The following is a 17,968-nucleotide window of genomic DNA, read 5'->3' as shown; positions in this document are numbered from 1 at the left end:
TTATGTTACTACGTCATACTACAGCAAAAGAAATAGATCGGAAGGCCTTGACCATTAATCCGGCAAAAACATGCCAGCCGGTTGGTGCGATGTATGCTGCATTAGGATTACATGGATGCCTGCCTCATAGCCATGGTTCGCAAGGATGTTGCTCTTATCACAGAAGTGCTTTGACCCGACATTTCAAAGAGCCGATTATGGCTGCTACAAGTTCTTTTTCAGAAGGTTCTTCGGTATTTGGGGGATCATCCAATCTTGTGGCTGCAATCGAAACAATATTTACAGTATATGAACCCGATGTTATTGCTGTACATACAACCTGTTTATCTGAAACTATTGGAGATGATATGACTCAGATTATATCGAAAGCGAATGAGGACGGGAAAATACCAGATGGGAAAAAAGTTATTTATTGTAATACTCCCAGTTATGTTGGAACACATGTTACAGGATATTCCAATCAATTGGCTGCATTTGTCAAATTCTATTCAACCGCCACCCCCAAGAAGAAAAATGTAGTAAATCTTATTGCCGGATGGATGGAACCTTCTGATATGCGCGAAATAAAACGGATAGCAGCAGTTATGGAAGCCCGTACAATAATGTTTCCGGATATGTCAGGTGTTTTGGATGCGCCTCTAACAGGAAAATATGAGATGTATCCTAGCGGAGGTACGACTCAATCGGATATGATAGCGACCGGTGATAGTAAATTTTCTATTGGTCTGGGAGCTTATTCGACAGAAGATGCCTGTATTAAATTGGAGAACAAATGCAAGGTCAAATTTGATGTATTGGAAATTCCTATTGGATTGAAGGCCACTGACCGATTCATCACTTCCCTTAGTCGTCATGCCAATCTTCCTGTTCCCGATTCTTTGACAGAAGAGCGAGGACGATTAATAGATCTTATTGCAGATAATTCTAAATATTTCTGGGGTAAGCGGGTTGCTCTTTTTGGTGACCCTGACACATTGATTCCTCTTACTGAGTTTTTGGTAACATTGGATATGAAGCCTGTCTATATTGTTACAGGAACTCCCGGCAAGCACTTCGATGAAGAAATGACGAATATATTGAAAGATATACCGGAAGCCAAATTCAAAAGTGGTGAACGAGCTGATATGTTCCAATTACATCAATGGATCAAACAAGAACCAGTAGATCTGCTTATAGGAAACTCATATGGAAAATACATTGCTCGTGATGAGAATATTCCATTCATACGTATGGGTTTTCCGATTGTAGATCGTCCTGGTCACAACTTCTTTCCTCACACAGGGTATATTGGGGCTACTAATATTGCAATAAATATTCTTGAGAAATTCTTGGACTATCAGGATAGAACTTGTTCCGAAGAAAAGGTGGAATTCCAAATGTAACAAATAGAAATAACAAAAAATGGCAGGCTTTTTAAAAGATAGAGAAAAACAGATTTTTACCAAAGGTGGAAATTCACAGAGTTTGATTGGCGGTAAGCCCAGCTTGGCCGGATCTGTCAGCCAAAGAGCCTGCGTCTTTTGTGGTTCTCGTGTCGTGTTATATCCAATAGCCGATGCCCTGCATTTGGTACATGGCCCTATCGGTTGTGCATCATACACATGGGACATAAGAGGCGCTATGTCTTCAGGACCAGAACTCCATCGCAGCAGTTTTTCTACAGATTTACGTGAAAAGCATGTAATCTTTGGCGGAGAAAAACAATTGTATCAAGCCCTTCATGAGCTTATCGATAAGCACCACCCTAAAGCCGCATTTGTATATTCGACATGTATTGTCGGGGTTATCGGAGATGACGTACAATCTGTGTGTAAGCGGGTAGCCAAAGAAAAAGATATCCCCGTAATAGCTGTGATGGCTGAAGGTTTTCAAGGGTCAAAAAAGGATGGTTACAAAATAGCCTGTGATGCTATGGCAAGCCTTATCGGAACTGACAATTCGAAAGAAATATCGCCGATGAGTATAAACATACTTGGAGACTTTAATCTGGCCGGAGAGCTTTGGATGCTAACAGAGTATTATAAAAGAATGGGTATTCATATACTAGCCTCTATAACAGGTGATGGCAGGGTGAAAGACATTCAGAATGCTCACAGGGCATCCTTAAATGTGGTTCAATGCTCCGGGTCAATGATGCATTTAGCCAAGACGATGAAGGAAGAATATGGAATTCCATTTATGAAGGTTTCTTACTTCGGTATTGAGGATATGTCTGACGCACTCTATGAGGTTGCCAAATTCTTTAAAAGCGAAGAAACAATGGATAAAGCTCGAGATCTGGTAAAAGAAGAATTATCTAAACTTCTTCCTGCACTGGAACCCTACCGTATCGCTTTACAAGGCAAGAAAGCAGCTATCTACGTGGGAGGTGCATTCAAAGCTATATCATTAGTTAAGGCATTGCGTCTTATAGGTGTGAAAACTGTAATAGCCGGTACACAAACCGGAAATACAGAGGATTACAAGTTATTAGAAGCTATCTGCGATGATGGCTGTATATTGGTCGATGACTCTAACCCCGTAGAGTTATCTGAGTTTGTGAAACAAACAGGTGCTGACCTATTTATCGGAGGTGTGAAGGAGCGCCCAATAGCATATAAATTGGGCATAGGCTTTTGCGATCATAACCATGAACGAAAATTGGCCTTAGCCGGATATGAAGGTATGCTCAATTTTGCCAAAGAGGTATATGAAACAGTAAGCAGTCCCGTCTGGCAGTTTGTAAAACGGTCATTCTAAAACATTACAGATCAAATTCTTTATTTATTTAATATTGATCAACTCAAAATATAAGAATATGAATCTTGCAGAATCAAACAGAACGAAAGATATGCCTTCCGGCGATAACTTCTCTTCCTCCTGTAATGCCTGCAAACAATGTACCCCACTGGGGGCATGTGTTGCCTTTAAAGGAATTGAGGGAGTATTGCCTATGCTTCACGGTTCGCAAGGTTGTGCGACTTATATAAGACGCTATTTGATAAGCCATTTTCGTGAACCGATGGATATTGCATCTTCCAATTTTAGTGAAGAAACAACCATTTTTGGAGGGAATAGGAACTTTAATACAGGAATTGATAATATCATCAGTCAGTATCATCCGGCAGTGATAGCCATTGCAAGTACTTGTTTAAGTGAAACGATAGGAGAAGATGTTCAGCGTTTGATAAATGAATATAAAAGTATTCATCACAATACAGATAATCTTCCTGAAATGATTTTTGCCTCTACCCCTAGTTATCAGGGAACACATTATGAAGGATTCCACGAAGCTGTATATGCAACTGTAAAAGCTTTGGCTGATGGACGGGGATCCGTAGGATCTCACATCAATTTGTTTAGCAATTTTATATCGCCCGAGGATATTCGCCATTTGAAAGAGATAGTTAATGATTTCGAACTCGAAATAATGTTATTCCCTGATTACTCTGATACGCTGGATAGTACTTCGTGGGATACATATCACCGTATAGCACAAGGAGGAACCACAATCGCTGCTTTGAGAAAGAGTGCCCTTGCATCGGTTTCTATTGAATTGGGGTACATCTTAAATTCGGGAGGTAAGAATGGTAAAATAAAAAATAATGCAATAGCTCAATCGGCAGGAGATTATTTACAGACAGAATTCGATGTCGTTTGCCGTAAAACGGGTTTGCCAATAGGTATAATTGAGTCTGATAAGTTTTTCAATCTCTTAGCCACTATATCCGGCAACCCTATTCCTGAGAAGTATCAAAAACAACGAGGACGTTTGGTCGATTTATATATCGATGGACATAAATATGTTTCAGGCAAAAAAGCGGTCATTTATGGCGAAGAAGATCTGGTTGTAGCTCTTGCCGCCTTTGCCTCAGAAATCGGGATAAAACCGGTATTGTGTGCTACAGGTGGCGAAAGTGGAAAACTGCGTGAAACACTCAAACAAACACTAGGTGACCTGTACGATGAAGATATAATTGTAGGTCAGGGTATGAGCTTCGAAAGAATGGAAGAGGTAACGAAAGATCTACAGCCTGATTTAATGTTAGGGAACAGTAAAGGATACTATATTGCCCGTAAGATGGATATCCCTATTGTTAGAGTAGGTTTTCCAATCCATGACCGCATTGGTGCTCAACATACTAAAACTTTAGGATACGAAGGTACAACAGCTTTGTTCGAGCAAATTGTGAATACATTATTGGAAGATAAACAACGAAAATCGCCCGTTGGGTATAAGTATATGTAATAAATAACTAAAAAGGAGAAAATATTATGAAAGATTTATCCCAACATCCATGTTTTAATGCTGAAGCAAAACATAAATATGCAAGAGTACACTTGCCGGTAGCTCCTAAGTGTAATATACAGTGTAATTATTGCAATCGAAAGTACGATTGTTGTAACGAGAGCCGTCCAGGAGTGACAAGTACCATCCTGTCTCCATTACAGTCGGTTCATTATATGAAAGCATTGTCCGAAAAAATACCGAACATAAGTGTCGTAGGTATTGCAGGGCCTGGTGATCCATTCGCTAATGCCGAAGAAACTTTGCAAACAATGAGGTTGGCTCAAAAAGAGTTTCCGGATCTTATATTTTGTCTATCATCCAATGGATTAGACTTGGCTCCATACATAGATGAAATAGCCGAAATAGGAGTGTCTCATGTAACGATAACCGTAAACTCGCTGAACCCTGAAACACTGGCTAAAATATATCGTTGGGTACGCTACAAAAGACGTGTATACAGAGGTGAAGAAGGAGGTAAAGTATTGTTGGAACAGCAACTTTATTGTATACAAAAGTTGAAAGAAAAAAATATAACAGTAAAGATAAATACAGTTATATGTCCGGGGATTAATGATCACGAAATAGAGGACTTGGCTAAAAAGGTTGCTGAATTAGGTGCCGATACCATGAATTGCATACCAATGTATCCAACAGAAAATACTGAATTCGAAATTTTAAAGGAACCCTCGAAAGAGATGATGAAGGATATAAAAGCTCGAATTTCGAAGTACATTAAACCAATGGCACATTGTGCTCGTTGCAGAGCCGATGCAGCCGGGTTGCTAGGACACGACAATACCGAAGCAATGAATATGATAGGTCAGTTTTCTTCCTTGGTCGTCAATAAGGGAAAGGGTCGTGAGCGAGTAGCCGTTGCCAGTAATGAAGGATTATTAGTAAATATGCATTTGGGGGAAGCCCGTAAGGTATACATATTCGAACAATCTAAAAACGGATATCATTTCGTAGAAACTCGAAATACTCCACCTGAAGGAACCGGAATGAATCGCTGGAAGGAACTAGCAGAAAAGACATTGATAGATTGCCAGGCGATACTCGTTGCCGGGATAGGAGAAACACCAATGAAAGTAATGCAGGAAAACGGAGTTAAAGTAATCCAAATGAATGGTTTGATAGATGCAGGTTTAGATGCTATTTACCTAAATCTACCAATAAAGACGCTATGTAGAAGTGAATATACAAAATGTGGAGAAACATGCCGGGGCACTGGTAGCGGCTGCGGATAACCTTATATTAAATAAAAGATCAATTACAACAAAAAACTAAAATAGAAAAATATATGAAAAAACCTGATTACATGATAATGGTCTGTAATTCTTATAGAGTTGCCGGTGATGCACAAGGATTCTGCAATAAGCAAGGTGCAACATCTTTTGTCCAATATATCTCCGAAGAGTGCTCAGATAGGGGTATTAATGCAGTTGTTACCACCACAGCTTGTCTGAGTGTTTGCAGTCAGGGGCCGGTAGTCGTAATTCAGCCCAATAATTTTTGGTATGGAGGTGTGACTGAAGATAAATTGGATGAAATATTAGATGCCCTGGAAGAAGACAAAGCTGTGAGTGAATATTTGATTACAGATTAATTTTTAGGATTAAATAAATACACTCTATGGAAGCAATCAAAAATATTTATATTATAGATTCTACACTTCGAGATGGAGAACAAGCCCCAGGTGTTGTATTTTCAGAACAAGAAAAGATCCATATAGCTCAAATGCTGGATGGGGTTGGTGTTGATGAAATAGAAGCCGGTACACCTGCTATGGGTGAGGATGAATGCCGCATAATCCGCAAAATTTCAGCAATGAATTTAAGTGCTCGTATTTCGGTCTGGAGCCGTGCCGTAAAGCAAGATATATTGATTGCAGCCAAGACAGGAGCTCAAGGTATCCATATCGCATTCCCATTATCAGACATTCAGTTAGCAAGTATGAATAAAGAATGGGCAATGATGAGAGACAGCCTTCCAGAGATGGTTGAAATAGCAAAATCTTATTTCGACTATGTGAGTGTAGGTGCTCAGGATGCAAGCCGGTGCAGAATAGAGAGGTTGTTCGAATTTATAAGCATGGCCGAAGAATTAAGTGTTCGCCGGATACGGTTTGCCGATACTGTCGGAATTCTCACTCCTATGGGAATTATGGATTTAATAAAAAAAATATTGAACCGATATCCCTATCTGGATATAGACTTCCATGGACATAATGATTTAGGTATGGCAACAGCGAATGCTATTACTGCATGGCAGTCCGGCGCGTCAACATTGAGTGTAACGGTCAATGGATTGGGTGAAAGGGCTGGTAACTCGGCTCTGGAAGAGGTTATTATGACTATGTTATTAATAGAAAAACAAAATAAATATTCAACTTCAACATTATACTCGTTATGTCAGTATGTATCAATAGCAGCAAAGCGTCCAATATCTGTCGGAAAGGCTATTTCCGGAAATATAGTTTTCAGCCATGAATCAGGTATTCACGCTAAAAGCTCTTTGATTGATATAAATGCTTTTCAGGCATTTGATGGAAAACTCATTGGTAGAGAAAGTTCGAGGAATCTTTTTGGAAAACATTCTGGTAAAGGTGCTGTCATAGATTTTTTAAACAAGCAGCATGTTATAATAGATAATGCTAAAATAGATAGACTAATGGCAATAATTCATCAAATGGCACAGACTTATCAACGGAGCATATATGGCACAGAGATTATAGAAGCATATTGGGACCTGGAATAGCTATTTTTCTATCAATATGACTTTAAAACAAATAAATTCATACCATTAAGATATATATAATTAATTTTAACAACTTATTGATGTGAAAATAATTATTTTTGTTTCATAAAGTTATTTTTGTGTATACTGTGTTAAAATGGAAAAAATATGTATTGCGATAAAATGAAACGTAGCTGCTATGCTGAAACTGATTTAACGTTTTTGGTTAATATAAGCAACGCGATTGGTCATAGTCAGGATATATATAAAGATATGGAATTGGTGCTAAATGATTTATGCGACTTTTTAGGTGCACAATACAGCATGATAACAATTGTGGACCGAAATTATGATAAAATTATGATTAGTGCAGCTCATGGCTTAACTAAAGAGGAGAAAAGCAGAGGTGTATACAAAATAGGAGAAGGTATTATCGGAGAGGTCGTTCAGACTGAAACACCTATTGTTATAAAAGATATTTCTAAAAACTCTAAATTTTTAAATAAAACAGGAATAAAAAGAAATAACAATCAGATGATGGCATTTCTTTGTGTTCCTATTATTCTGAAGAATGAAATAACCGGAACATTGAGTATTCATAAGGCTCACCAAGGTATTGTAGATTTTTCAGCGGAAATAAAATTCCTGAATATCGTGGGGATGCTAATAGGAAAAAATGTATCAATAAGACGTAAGCATATAGAAGAATTAGAAGAATTACGGAAAGAAAATATAAAACTCAGAAGAGAAAACTCTCCAAAGCCCGATAATATTATTGGTAATTCATCTTTGATGAATGATTTGTATAACCTTATAAATAGAGTTGCTCCCACCAATAGTACAGTTATGATTAGAGGAGAGAGTGGAGTTGGTAAAGAACTAATAGCCGAAGCTATACATAATGCCAGTAAAAGAGCTTCGAAGCCTTTTATCAAAGTAAATTGTTCGGCCCTTCCGGAAAACCTGATAGAAAGCGAATTATTCGGACACGAAAAAGGTTCTTTCACAGGGGCCAATGCGTCACATATGGGACGCTTTGAAATGGCTGACGGAGGTACGATATTTTTAGATGAAATAGGAGATGTTCCGCTTTCAATACAAGTAAAGTTATTAAGAGTAATACAGCAACGGCAAATTGAAAGAGTTGGAGGAACTAAAACAATAAATATAAATGTCCGGATAATAACAGCAACAAATAGAAATCTGGAAGAAATGATCAAGCAGGATACTTTTCGGGAAGATTTTTATTACCGGATAAATGTGTTTCCGATCTATGTACCCTCATTGAGAGAAAGACGAGCTGACATACCAATATTGACCGATCATTTCATTGCAAAATTAAATAAGATCAATAAAACAAATGTAAAACGTATAACCGGAGGTGCATTGGATATGTTAATGATGTACTCGTGGCCGGGTAATATCCGGGAACTGGAAAATGTTATAGAGCGGGCTATGATATTAACTACTGACGGAGTTATACACTCGTATAATTTACCACCCACATTACAAACCGGAGTCTCCTCTGATACTGTAGATAAAGGAACGTTAAACAGCATATTGGAGCGAGTCGAAAAGCAACTAATTATAGATACATTAATAGCCGCACACGGAAGCATTGTCAAAGCTTCTGGTCAATTAGGTGTAACAGAGCGCATAATGGGACTAAGGATTAATAAGTATAACATTCAGATACAGGACTATAAAAATCTTACGAATGAAGCCAGTTAACATAAATATAATTAGATGTGACTATACAAATACGGATCATCTGAATGCATTAGGTGACTTAATGAACGCATATATAGCAGATAATATGGGTGGAGGGGAAACTCTGAGTAAATTAAAACAATTGAAGTTAGTTGATGGATTAAATCAACACCCAACCTCAATTGTATTATTAGCCATGTGGGAAGATGTATTTTGTGGATTATTAGTCGCATTTGAGAATTTTTCCACATTTACGGTTAGTCCTATGATTAATATCCATGACCTGATAGTTTTGCCCACATACAGAGGTAAAGATATAGGGAGTCTATTGATGAAAGAGATAATAGAAATAGCATACGGCAAGAAATGCAGTAGAATTACGTTGGAAGTTCGAACTGATAATTTAGTCGCTCAGAGCTTATATAAGAAAATGGGATTTGTGGAGACAGAACCGTCAATGTATTATTGGCGAAAAAATTTACTCTAGATCGAATCATCATCAATCAATTTAAAGAAAATAAATGAGTACAGATTTAATAATTCCGGAAAAAGATTTGTACGCTGTATTATGTACAAGTTTAGAATATGCAAACTCTTATTATTCAATGTTGGCAAAAAGCATCAATACCCCAAAGCCCCGTTTTGATAATGACTTTTTGTATAATCTGGCTATAATGAGCACCGAAAAATATTTTGTTGCGCTTCTAGCTCGTTATGATTGGAATGCTTCTCATCACATGCCATTAGCCATGTATAAAGAGGCATTAGACTTTGATTCCGAACTTCCTGAATCAATAAAACAAACAGCAATTTTTGTGGGTAAGTTTGAAGCAATCTGTTCCATTGAAGGCTTCGGATATCGTACTCCATCACATCAAGATTTGCAAGAAATGGTAAAGGGGATTGAGGTATTAAAGCAATGGGTTGAAAAAAGAAAGGATGAAATATCATACTTATTCAGCAAATGATCAAAAATAGTTTTTCAACACTAACTTAAAAAGTACGAGATTAAAAAAACGAAATATTTGGACCATGTTATTGTTCGATATCCTTTTTAGCCTAAAAATAAAAGAATAACTCACTTATATTTTACTAATCAAATCGATTCTTAAAAAGAGAGACTTAATTTGATTTGGCATGCTCTATCGTTATCTACAGATTTTTTCATGTGACACAGTTATATTTTGGTCGAATCTACCACTTTCAATTATAAGATATAAAAGGACATGTACCTATACATGACTGAATAATAATGATTTAAATGTGATTTATTTATTTTCGACTATTCTTCTTGAGTGAGCTTTCTATTGTAGCATTAGTCACGAAAGCCTCAATACTTTTCCCTTTCAATCGATTTACTATGGGTTTCACAGAGTTGGAGTACTAGATAATTTACAACTGAATTCTATTACTGAGTTGTTTAAAATGCATCTCATAATAAGATAATGGTTTGGCCACAAACTAACCTTAAGTATTTGGCCGTATTTTATTCCTTTCTGTTTTAAATAGAGGATGTAAACAAAAAACACGAATACTTATATTTCGAATTCTTCTATCCACTGTGTTTTGGACTTTTCTTATATAAAAAGATGGAAATTAAAATTCTGTGATTTTCTCAGATTTGCTGTTCGTCGCATATTCCCTAAATGGTAACGATTATTATTCTGTGTTTTTCTTAGCTTTACTTAGTTGATTTTTAGTATATAAGGCTGTTTTTGTGTATTTTTCTGTGATTTGCTATGTTCTGCATAGTAATACCGGCAGTAACTTTTTTATATATTATACTTTATTAGTAACTATCTATAAAACAATAAGAAAACAACATTTGTTTTATTTAAACACATCAGTTTGTGGGATTCAATTTAAATTAAAAAGAAAGGAATCGATTATGAATTTAGAAAGACAGGCAGAAACGTTGAATGATTTAATATTAATCAATAACGACAGAGTGCAAGGTTATCAGAAAGCAATTGACGAGCTACAACCAGAAGATGCCGAGTTAAGAAGCGTATTCCAGGAAAGGGTTAATCAAAGTAGTCAGTTTCGCAATGAATTGGTTCCTGAAGTAAGTCGCACAGGTGAGGTAGTTGCCGAAGGGACAATGGTGTCCGGTAAGATATATCGTGCATGGATGGAGGTGAAAGCATTTTTTTCGGGAAATAATCGAAGAGCTATTCTCGAGAGCTGCGAACTGGGTGAAGATGCTGCTTTGCGTGCTTATGAAGAAGCATTGAACTGCGAGAATCTTACGCAGGAGCAACGCCTAAAGGTAATTCGTCATCGGGCAGAAATACAGATTTCACGCGATCATATCAGGTCAATGCGTGATGCACTTGGTTAAGAAAATATATTTATTTAATGCAATAAGGGAAGAGACAAAGGCCTCTTCCCTTATTTTTCACGATTTCCTGCTTCAGCTTCTACCCATTCGTCATTTTTATTGCAGTACTCGCACATATTACTTTCACCCGCATTCATAGTTCTTGTGAATCCTCACTTATCTCTGATGCTATTGGACTTTAAAAAATACCCTTTATACTTCTATAAAAGGTATTCCTCTCTATATTGATTGCAAATAAATAGATGTATCAATATTCCAAAGAATCATTACTGTTTTTATTTATCAGTGTGGAATCTTTTACTTCTACAGGATCACTAGGCGGCTCTGCTTTCTTGTTATTGGTACAACTCAAAGAAAAGATCGCTATAAGTACCGACAAGAGAATTAATATTTTCTTCATAACATTCATATTTAGTATAATATTATTGCTCCGGTAGTTCTTCTTTTGGAACTTTCAGTTTAATAATATTTAGCCAGTCTTTTTTCTTTTCACCCCATAGTGTATATTGTTCATCATCGAGTACTCCTTTTAAATTAGTATCCAGTGTTGAATCAAACTCTTTAACCGCATCTTCTGATAATGGTATGGTGGTGAAAAGCGCCAGAGTGTAGGCTGCATTATAATCAGCGACTGCCTCTTTTTGATCCGGTGTTAAAGTAAGAGCTGCAGTCAGTGTATCCGTTAGTAGAGTTGCAGCTTCTTTTGCCGCTTCTGTCCGTTTCTCATTCTGGGAGAATCCTGCCATTGTGGATAGTAATATTGCGAATAATAACACAATACTTTTTTTCAAATCAATTGCTTTCATGATGAATAATTGTTTCATTAGTAAAAAACCGATCGATGTCGGTCTATATTAAAAAACATGTCAAACATATAGCGGGTTGTAATAAAGGTTATTAATTAATTTATATTATAAATCCCAGACATAAATATACATACTCAAAGGATATGGTACATAAAAGGTTAATAAACACAATAGAAATGAAATATTACTCTCAAAATGTAGGAGAAGAATTACTATATCTAAACTAGAAGAGGGCAGTTAGGGTAAAGATTAAACTTGAGGAAAAAGAACGCCTTGTATATGAACTTTCGTATATTTTTCCTGAGAATTTCTATGAAGATAGATTTTATTCAATATCGCCGACCGATATTAATTATTGATAAAAGGAAGGCATATTTTTTTCTAAAATATGCCTTCCTTCAATGTTTTTTGATCGATTAATCATGACCTTCCGTTTTCACAATTTTATTATATAATCCCATAATCAAAAATGGAGCGGCCCATTGTCCGACAAATAAAGCGATATGTCTTTTACCACAACATTTTAAAGTGAGTGAAGCCGCCATCACTGTTAATGAAGCTGCCAGATAAACAGCCGAAGGTATTTTTGACGTTTGCTTTTCTATTGCCACTGTAAATTTACCTTCATTTGGAGTTGTTATTGCCATAATAGTTTGTTTTTTAATTAGTAATCTTGAGTTTAAACATTTCGTTTATTGAATTATCCCAGATGGTGCCCTCCTGTCACCCCATATACCTCCGCTGTAACATAACTTGATTCATCAGATGCGAGGAATACATATACGCCTGCAAGTTCTGCTGGTTGTCCAGCTCTCTTCAGAGGGGTTGCTTGTCCGAACTTGGGTAGTTTTTTCTGCTGCTGGCCGCCGCTGACTTGTAAAGCAGTCCATATAGGACCCGGAGCCACAGAATTAACTCTTATGCCCTTTTCTGCAATTTGCTTTGCCAATCCACGGGTGAAGTTTAGAATTGCACTTTTTGTTACAGCATAATCTAACAAATCAGGACTCGGCTGATATGCTTGGATCGAAGATGTAGTAATAATAGAAGAGCCCGGTGGAAGAAAAGGTAAAGCCTCCTGAACCATCCAAAATAAAGAAAATACATTAATCTTGAAAGTATCCATAAGTTGCTCTGTTGTGATTTCACGTATATCTGTTTTAGAAACTTGTTTGCCGGCAACAAAAGCGAGTATATCCAGTCCTTCTAATTTTTCATTGGCCTTTTTAATCATTTGCCTACAAAATTTTTCATCACTCAAGTCTCCCTCTATAAGAATAACCTTACTTCCATCCTTTTCAAGCAATTCTACTAATGAATCAGCGTCTTTTTGCTCTGATTTCATATAGGTGATAGCTATATCTGCACCTTCACGGGCATACGCAATAGCTACCGCACGTCCTATTCCCGAATCACCTCCGGTAATAAGAGCTTTACGCCCTTCCAAGCGCCCATTTCCTTTATAATTTTTTTCGCCGCAATCAGGTACAGGCTCCATTTCAGATTGCACTCCCGGGGATTTCTGTAATTGTTTGGGAAACCCATCTTGCCTATACTTTGTAACAGGATTTTGTATTTTATCTTGTTCTTTTTTATTCATTTCTTCTTTGTTTAAAAGTTGAAGTTCGTTTATTATACAAACAGTAAGTTTTCCCTCAACCTTGGAATAACTCATGCCCGTTACTGTTTCCGGTGATTCCATTATCTCTACCCGATAAAAGCCCGTGTTTCAGCCTGATTATGTATATTGTCATTAAGCAGAAGCCATTACGACTTTCCCTCTTTCCTATTCTTTTTCGGTTTAGAAGCAAAATCTTCCAATTCTTTTTCGGTCATACTATCTGCCACTTTTTTCACTTCATCACTTACATTTTTGGTTTCTCCTCTTTTATAAGCGAGAGCAGCTCCCATTAATCGTCTTTGTTTTTCACTTTTTGCTGGCATAATATTTTTCTTTTTATTATTTAGATATTCTATATATAAAAAACAATGCGTAAAAATTCATTGTCCTTAGAGATAATAAATGTTCTTAAATAACATAAAATGTTTCACGCATCCAATACTTTAAAATTGCAAAGCTCATATAAGCCAAAGACTAAATAAAATTAAAGTAATAGAAACTCTAATAACATGACTATTTATCAATCTTATTTCGTCTAGCCTCAGAGATAATTATTCTTCTGCTGCCCGCTCGTTTATATGGCTTTCGGCTATTTTAGTCAAAGCTACATCAGTCGCTTTTTCATTGTCAAGAATTCGTTGCAACAGAGCTGCAACTTCATTATAACCTTTGGTCCTCGCCAGAACTGCCAATGTGCCATATGTAGCAATCTCATAATGTTCAACTTTTTGTGCTGCAAGAATTAAACCCGCATCCCGTATAAATGTATCTTTGTCTGTATCTTTTATAATGGAATCAGCTTCTTCCAATAGACCTTCCATAGCATCACATTTGTGAGCTTGGGCTTTTTCGCCTAATAATTCGAAAGCTTGTTCCAAAGTAGTAATATGGGTATTGGTTTCTTGTGTATGTTTTTCAAAAGCAGAAGCCAATTTAGGACTTGTCGATGCCTTTTGCAATTTGGGTAAAGCTTTAACCAAATGTTGTTCGGCCCAATAAATATCTTTTAATTCCTCCACGAAAAATTCATGGAACTCAGAATTATCCGTTCCATTTGTTTTTATACTATTTCCTTTATTATTCGTTGTTGTCATAATTAAAAAATTTTGTTAGAAATTATTTTTTTATTACTCCTATTCTGTATTTACGCTCTAGGAGTTACATAATAGAACCGTAAAGTAATAGCCTCGGTTTTCTGAAAACCCTTAATTATAAATAAATTATGTTTATATCTTCCATATTTACAGTGATTTATGATTTCTGCATTTTTAATGTATATATTTAACTCAGTAAGTAGAACTTAAATAAATCATCCTTTGTTGTAATTTGAAATGAGTATAAATTAAAGAGAAGTATGGGTATAATCCTTGTTTTTTAGGAATACCATTAATATAGTTGAGATAAGTTGGTGAAGGTTATTATTATGGTTCGGTGAAATAGTTTTATTCTGAAACCTAAGTATAGCAAAACATAAAAATTGAAGCAAGAATGTAATTCTTTGAATAAAAAATAAAGATATGCCATTCAGCATATTAGATAAGTGAGGGTAACTTAATAAAAAAAAATGAATTATGAAGACAACTGAATATTCTAAAGATTCAGGAACAAAAAAATAATCCGGATCGAATAAGAGCAAAAATGAAAATTCCAAAAAAGGTTCCGACTCAAAGAATGGTAATTCTAGACAATATCCTGGACACTGTCTATTAGTACTGAATAGTCATTATTGATAATTATTCTCCTACTTTTTCTTCCGTTTTAATATACTCTCCCTTGAGTATACTTATTTTCCCATCCACTTCTAATATAGCAAGGGCAATTTTAGATATATCTCCTATACCGTGTTCTCTGCCGACTTGTTCCATGTCTGAAATGGTTATTTTATTTTTTTTCATTTCCTTTTTATTCAATACACCATGTCGTATCAATATAACAGGATTCCCTTCCATAAATTGCCTCAATCTTTTGGATTTATAAGTCCACCATTCAATAATTTTATTTAAGATCATAATTGTAGCCGCTCCTATTAAAGCGCCGGATAGAGAGTCATCCGATGCTCTCATTACATCGCCGACTACTTCACTTATAAGCATTATGACAACAAGGTCGGTAACAGAGAGTTGCCCTAGTTCTTTTTTACCTAGGAATCGTAACCCTACAATAATAAAAATGTAAATAATAGCAGAGTTGAGTACGGTATTTAAATGAATATTGTCTAACATATTAAAGATAAATCACTTTTATAAAAAATCAGTTACTCGTGTATTGGTCAGTAGATCAATATATTTTAGTTTTAATTTAAATGAATTTAAGACAAGCCGGCTCTGTTATCTGAATGTCATTATTAATATTTTCCAATATGCCAGTATCCTTTTTAATTTCATAAATCTCTATACAAGAACTATCTCTACAGGCTGCCAATAAAAATTTCCCATTTGGAGTAATTTGCAGATTACGGGGGTGAGTCCCGGTAATTTGATAATCAATCCTGTCCAATATGCCATTAGTGGAATTAATGCTGAAAATAGCGATTCCATCTTCTTTTAGCCTGACCGAAGCATATAGAAATCTACCATCGGGGGTGATCACAACATCTGCGCTTCCTCTTGCATTATTTGTTACTACAGGCATTTCCTGTAGTTGAAGTATCTCACCTTTATTATATGAAAACGTGATAATAGTATCTGATAGCTCATTAATTACGTAAAAGTATTGTCCTGATGGATGAAACTTAATGTGCCGGGGACCGGAACCATCTGGGACTTTAATATTTCTGATAGTTTCTTTGATTATAAATTCTCTTCCACATTCATCACATTCTTGATCTATTTCTATCTGGTAAATTTTATCTGTACCTAAATCCGAGGCTAATAAATACCTTCCATCGGGAGAAAATTCAACGCAATGGATATGTGGCCTGGTCTGTCTTTCAGGATCAACACTTTGTCCTTCGAAAACTATCAATTGAGACATTTTATAAAATAACCCATTTTTATCGATGCGAAATACACTTATGCTACCCCCTCCATAATTTGCTGTTATTACATATTTATCATCCTTGTCGATAGTGATATAGCAAGAGCCATTGTCACCACTAAGTATGCTGTCTTTCTGATCAAGCTCTTCTTTATTCTTATTATATGAAAATGCATTTACATAAGAAGGACTTCCTTCATTCTCCAGAACAGAATATACGAATTTCCTATCGTTGGAGAGGACAAAATAAGAAGGGTCATCAACTTCAGTTTTTCCTATATTTTCATACTCACCATTATTCTGGTTAAACCGAATGACGTAGATTCCGTTTTCCTTACCGGTAGCATAGGTACCGGCGAGCAGATGTATATTATTTTTCATTATCAAATAATTGTCTGTTTATTTACGATTGAAAGAGAGAATAAAGGCATATTTCAGTATAAGTAATATATCCTTTCTGACATATACTCCTGTTGATCATTTATAGCCTTTGGCTTTTATTTGTCATATGTTTGCCTTCATAGGGAGTTCTAATTTATATGATAATCTACTTTTAGATAGTCAATATTTTATAAAAACTATTTATTAAGCTTAGCTCAGATGATCTCCGCCTGTAACTCCATAAACCTCAGCTGTAACATAACTTGATTCCTGTGATGCCAGAAACACATATACACCTGCTAATTCCACAGGTTGCCCGGCTCTTTTAAGAGGGGTTCCCTTCCCGAACTGGGAGAGTCTTTCCTGTTGCTGACCGCCACTTAATTGCAAAGCAGTCCATATAGGGCCCGGGGCTACTGAATTTACTCTTATACCTTTGACTGCAACTTGCTTTGCTAAACCTCTGGTAAAGTTTATAATGGCACTCTTTGTTGCCGCATAATCCAATAAATCCGGGCTTGGCTGATAGGCTTGTAAAGAAGACGTCGTAATAATAGAAGCGCCCGGCGGAAGAAGAGGTAAAGCTTCCTGAATAGTCCAGAACAAAGAGAACACATTTATTTTGAAAATATCTGTTATTTGTTCTGTCGTTATATCTTTTATATCCGTTTTGGATACTTGTTTCCCAGCGACAAAAGTTAGTATATCCAGCCCCCCTAATTTTTTATGAGCTTTCTTAATCATTTGCCTGCAGAATTTCTCATCGCGTAAGTCTCCTGGAATAAGAGTCACTTTTTTCCCTTCCCTTTCAAGTAATTCTACTAACGAATCAGCATCTCTCTGCTCAGATTTCAAATAGTTTATAGCTATCTCTGCACCTTCGCGGGCGTAGGCGATAGCTACAGCCCGCCCTATACCTGAATCACCTCCGGTAATGAGGGCTTTACGTCCTTCCAGGCGCCCATTTCCTTTATAACTTTCTTCTCCACAATCAGGTTCCATCGGCATCTTGGATTGTATGCCGGGATATTTCTGTGTTCGCTTAGAAAATCTATATTGCCTGTACTGTGTAACAGGATTTTGTAATTTATTTGGTACTTGTTTTTTCATATTCTCTTTATTAAAAA

Annotated in this window: 19 protein-coding genes; 10 read left to right on the top strand and 9 right to left on the bottom strand. The window is 36.3% G+C overall.

Annotated elements, in window-relative coordinates:
• Positions 1-2 precede the first annotated feature (2 nt).
• From IR083_RS12040 to IR083_RS11995, 10 genes are all read left to right on the top strand, one after another.
• Positions 3-1,382, top strand: a complete 1,380-nt coding sequence (locus IR083_RS12040; protein WP_194224504.1) for a nitrogenase component 1 — start codon at positions 3-5, stop codon at positions 1,380-1,382.
• A gap of 19 nt (positions 1,383-1,401) precedes the next feature.
• On the top strand, positions 1,402-2,739 hold the full coding sequence (gene nifE, locus IR083_RS12035; protein ID WP_194224503.1) for a nitrogenase iron-molybdenum cofactor biosynthesis protein NifE: 1,338 nt from the start codon (positions 1,402-1,404) through the stop codon (positions 2,737-2,739).
• Between the two features lie 58 nt (positions 2,740-2,797).
• Positions 2,798-4,228 (top strand): nitrogenase component 1, encoded by a 1,431-nt coding sequence (locus IR083_RS12030; protein ID WP_194224502.1) that lies wholly within the window; start codon positions 2,798-2,800, stop codon positions 4,226-4,228.
• 26 nt (positions 4,229-4,254) lie between these two features.
• A complete protein-coding gene (nifB, locus tag IR083_RS12025; protein ID WP_194224501.1) occupies positions 4,255-5,517 on the top strand; it encodes a nitrogenase cofactor biosynthesis protein NifB in 1,263 nt (420 codons plus the stop codon).
• 53 nt (positions 5,518-5,570) lie between these two features.
• A complete protein-coding gene (locus IR083_RS12020; RefSeq protein ID WP_135107408.1) occupies positions 5,571-5,876 on the top strand; it encodes a (2Fe-2S) ferredoxin domain-containing protein in 306 nt (101 codons plus the stop codon).
• Positions 5,877-5,902: 26 nt separating this feature from the next.
• Positions 5,903-7,027 carry a homocitrate synthase gene (locus tag IR083_RS12015; RefSeq protein WP_194224500.1) on the top strand — a complete coding sequence of 375 codons (1,125 nt, stop codon included), beginning with the start codon at positions 5,903-5,905 and terminating at the stop codon, positions 7,025-7,027.
• Positions 7,028-7,174: 147 nt separating this feature from the next.
• Positions 7,175-8,737, top strand: coding sequence for a sigma-54 interaction domain-containing protein (locus IR083_RS12010; protein ID WP_194224499.1), 1,563 nt, complete (start codon positions 7,175-7,177; stop codon positions 8,735-8,737).
• Positions 8,724-9,203, top strand: a complete 480-nt coding sequence (locus tag IR083_RS12005; protein ID WP_006798135.1) for a GNAT family N-acetyltransferase — start codon at positions 8,724-8,726, stop codon at positions 9,201-9,203. The genes IR083_RS12010 and IR083_RS12005 overlap by 14 nt, the downstream gene beginning before the upstream one ends.
• 34 nt (positions 9,204-9,237) lie before the next feature.
• The gene (locus IR083_RS12000) at positions 9,238-9,684 is read left to right on the top strand and encodes a hypothetical protein (RefSeq protein WP_006798134.1); all 447 of its coding nucleotides are present in this window, start codon (positions 9,238-9,240) and stop codon (positions 9,682-9,684) included.
• 920 nt (positions 9,685-10,604) lie between these two features.
• Entirely contained in the window at positions 10,605-11,057 is a 453-nt protein-coding gene (locus IR083_RS11995; protein WP_194224498.1) for a ferritin-like domain-containing protein, read from the top strand.
• Between the two features lie 247 nt (positions 11,058-11,304).
• On the opposite strand, the gene IR083_RS11990 is transcribed toward IR083_RS11995, so the two are convergent.
• The 9 genes from IR083_RS11990 to IR083_RS11950 all read right to left on the bottom strand — a co-directional run bounded on the left by IR083_RS11990 (position 11,305) and on the right by IR083_RS11950 (position 17,951).
• Entirely contained in the window at positions 11,305-11,457 is a 153-nt protein-coding gene (locus tag IR083_RS11990; RefSeq protein WP_006798128.1) for a hypothetical protein, read from the bottom strand.
• Positions 11,458-11,479: 22 nt separating this feature from the next.
• Positions 11,480-11,863, bottom strand: a complete 384-nt coding sequence (locus IR083_RS11985; RefSeq protein WP_006798127.1) for a hypothetical protein — start codon at positions 11,861-11,863, stop codon at positions 11,480-11,482.
• A gap of 416 nt (positions 11,864-12,279) precedes the next feature.
• Positions 12,280-12,510 (bottom strand): hypothetical protein, encoded by a 231-nt coding sequence (locus IR083_RS11980; protein WP_006798126.1) that lies wholly within the window; start codon positions 12,508-12,510, stop codon positions 12,280-12,282.
• 53 nt (positions 12,511-12,563) lie between these two features.
• A complete protein-coding gene (locus IR083_RS11975) occupies positions 12,564-13,538 on the bottom strand; it encodes an SDR family oxidoreductase (RefSeq protein WP_317174719.1) in 975 nt (324 codons plus the stop codon).
• Between the two features lie 92 nt (positions 13,539-13,630).
• Positions 13,631-13,807, bottom strand: a complete 177-nt coding sequence (locus IR083_RS11970) for a DUF3008 family protein (RefSeq protein ID WP_006798124.1) — start codon at positions 13,805-13,807, stop codon at positions 13,631-13,633.
• A 228-nt stretch (positions 13,808-14,035) separates the two neighbouring features.
• Entirely contained in the window at positions 14,036-14,578 is a 543-nt protein-coding gene (locus IR083_RS11965) for a ferritin-like domain-containing protein (protein WP_006798123.1), read from the bottom strand.
• Between the two features lie 639 nt (positions 14,579-15,217).
• On the bottom strand, positions 15,218-15,706 hold the full coding sequence (locus tag IR083_RS11960; protein WP_006798122.1) for a DUF421 domain-containing protein: 489 nt from the start codon (positions 15,704-15,706) through the stop codon (positions 15,218-15,220).
• Between the two features lie 76 nt (positions 15,707-15,782).
• Entirely contained in the window at positions 15,783-16,841 is a 1,059-nt protein-coding gene (locus IR083_RS11955) for a lactonase family protein (RefSeq protein ID WP_006798121.1), read from the bottom strand.
• Between the two features lie 210 nt (positions 16,842-17,051).
• The gene (locus IR083_RS11950) at positions 17,052-17,951 is read right to left on the bottom strand and encodes an SDR family oxidoreductase (RefSeq protein WP_006798120.1); all 900 of its coding nucleotides are present in this window, start codon (positions 17,949-17,951) and stop codon (positions 17,052-17,054) included.
• Between the last annotated feature and the right edge of the window lie 17 nt (positions 17,952-17,968).

This window comes from Dysgonomonas sp. GY75, assembly GCF_015234155.1.
GTDB classification, from domain to species: Bacteria; Bacteroidota; Bacteroidia; order Bacteroidales; family Dysgonomonadaceae; genus Dysgonomonas; species Dysgonomonas gadei.
This window is presented reverse-complemented; position numbering and strand designations above follow the sequence as displayed.

What these genes read in the sequence shown, in the direction of transcription:
- IR083_RS12015 (WP_194224500.1), top strand. Translation starts at nt 5,903, where the DNA reads ATGGAAGCAATCAAAAATATTTATATTATAGATTCTACACTTCGAGAT.
- IR083_RS12010 (WP_194224499.1), top strand. Translation starts at nt 7,175, where the DNA reads ATGTATTGCGATAAAATGAAACGTAGCTGCTATGCTGAAACTGATTTA.
- IR083_RS12005 (WP_006798135.1), top strand. Translation starts at nt 8,724, where the DNA reads ATGAAGCCAGTTAACATAAATATAATTAGATGTGACTATACAAATACG.
- IR083_RS11980 (WP_006798126.1), bottom strand. Translation starts at nt 12,510, where the DNA reads ATGGCAATAACAACTCCAAATGAAGGTAAATTTACAGTGGCAATAGAA.
- IR083_RS11995 (WP_194224498.1), top strand. Translation starts at nt 10,605, where the DNA reads ATGAATTTAGAAAGACAGGCAGAAACGTTGAATGATTTAATATTAATC.
- IR083_RS12020 (WP_135107408.1), top strand. Translation starts at nt 5,571, where the DNA reads ATGAAAAAACCTGATTACATGATAATGGTCTGTAATTCTTATAGAGTT.
- IR083_RS11975 (WP_317174719.1), bottom strand. Translation starts at nt 13,538, where the DNA reads ATGAGTTATTCCAAGGTTGAGGGAAAACTTACTGTTTGTATAATAAAC.
- IR083_RS12030 (WP_194224502.1), top strand. Translation starts at nt 2,798, where the DNA reads ATGAATCTTGCAGAATCAAACAGAACGAAAGATATGCCTTCCGGCGAT.
- IR083_RS11965 (WP_006798123.1), bottom strand. Translation starts at nt 14,578, where the DNA reads ATGACAACAACGAATAATAAAGGAAATAGTATAAAAACAAATGGAACG.
- nifB (WP_194224501.1), top strand. Translation starts at nt 4,255, where the DNA reads ATGAAAGATTTATCCCAACATCCATGTTTTAATGCTGAAGCAAAACAT.
- IR083_RS12000 (WP_006798134.1), top strand. Translation starts at nt 9,238, where the DNA reads ATGAGTACAGATTTAATAATTCCGGAAAAAGATTTGTACGCTGTATTA.
- IR083_RS11960 (WP_006798122.1), bottom strand. Translation starts at nt 15,706, where the DNA reads ATGTTAGACAATATTCATTTAAATACCGTACTCAACTCTGCTATTATT.
- IR083_RS11950 (WP_006798120.1), bottom strand. Translation starts at nt 17,951, where the DNA reads ATGAAAAAACAAGTACCAAATAAATTACAAAATCCTGTTACACAGTAC.
- IR083_RS11970 (WP_006798124.1), bottom strand. Translation starts at nt 13,807, where the DNA reads ATGCCAGCAAAAAGTGAAAAACAAAGACGATTAATGGGAGCTGCTCTC.
- IR083_RS12040 (WP_194224504.1), top strand. Translation starts at nt 3, where the DNA reads ATGTTACTACGTCATACTACAGCAAAAGAAATAGATCGGAAGGCCTTG.
- IR083_RS11990 (WP_006798128.1), bottom strand. Translation starts at nt 11,457, where the DNA reads ATGAAGAAAATATTAATTCTCTTGTCGGTACTTATAGCGATCTTTTCT.
- IR083_RS11955 (WP_006798121.1), bottom strand. Translation starts at nt 16,841, where the DNA reads ATGAAAAATAATATACATCTGCTCGCCGGTACCTATGCTACCGGTAAG.
- IR083_RS11985 (WP_006798127.1), bottom strand. Translation starts at nt 11,863, where the DNA reads ATGAAAGCAATTGATTTGAAAAAAAGTATTGTGTTATTATTCGCAATA.
- nifE (WP_194224503.1), top strand. Translation starts at nt 1,402, where the DNA reads ATGGCAGGCTTTTTAAAAGATAGAGAAAAACAGATTTTTACCAAAGGT.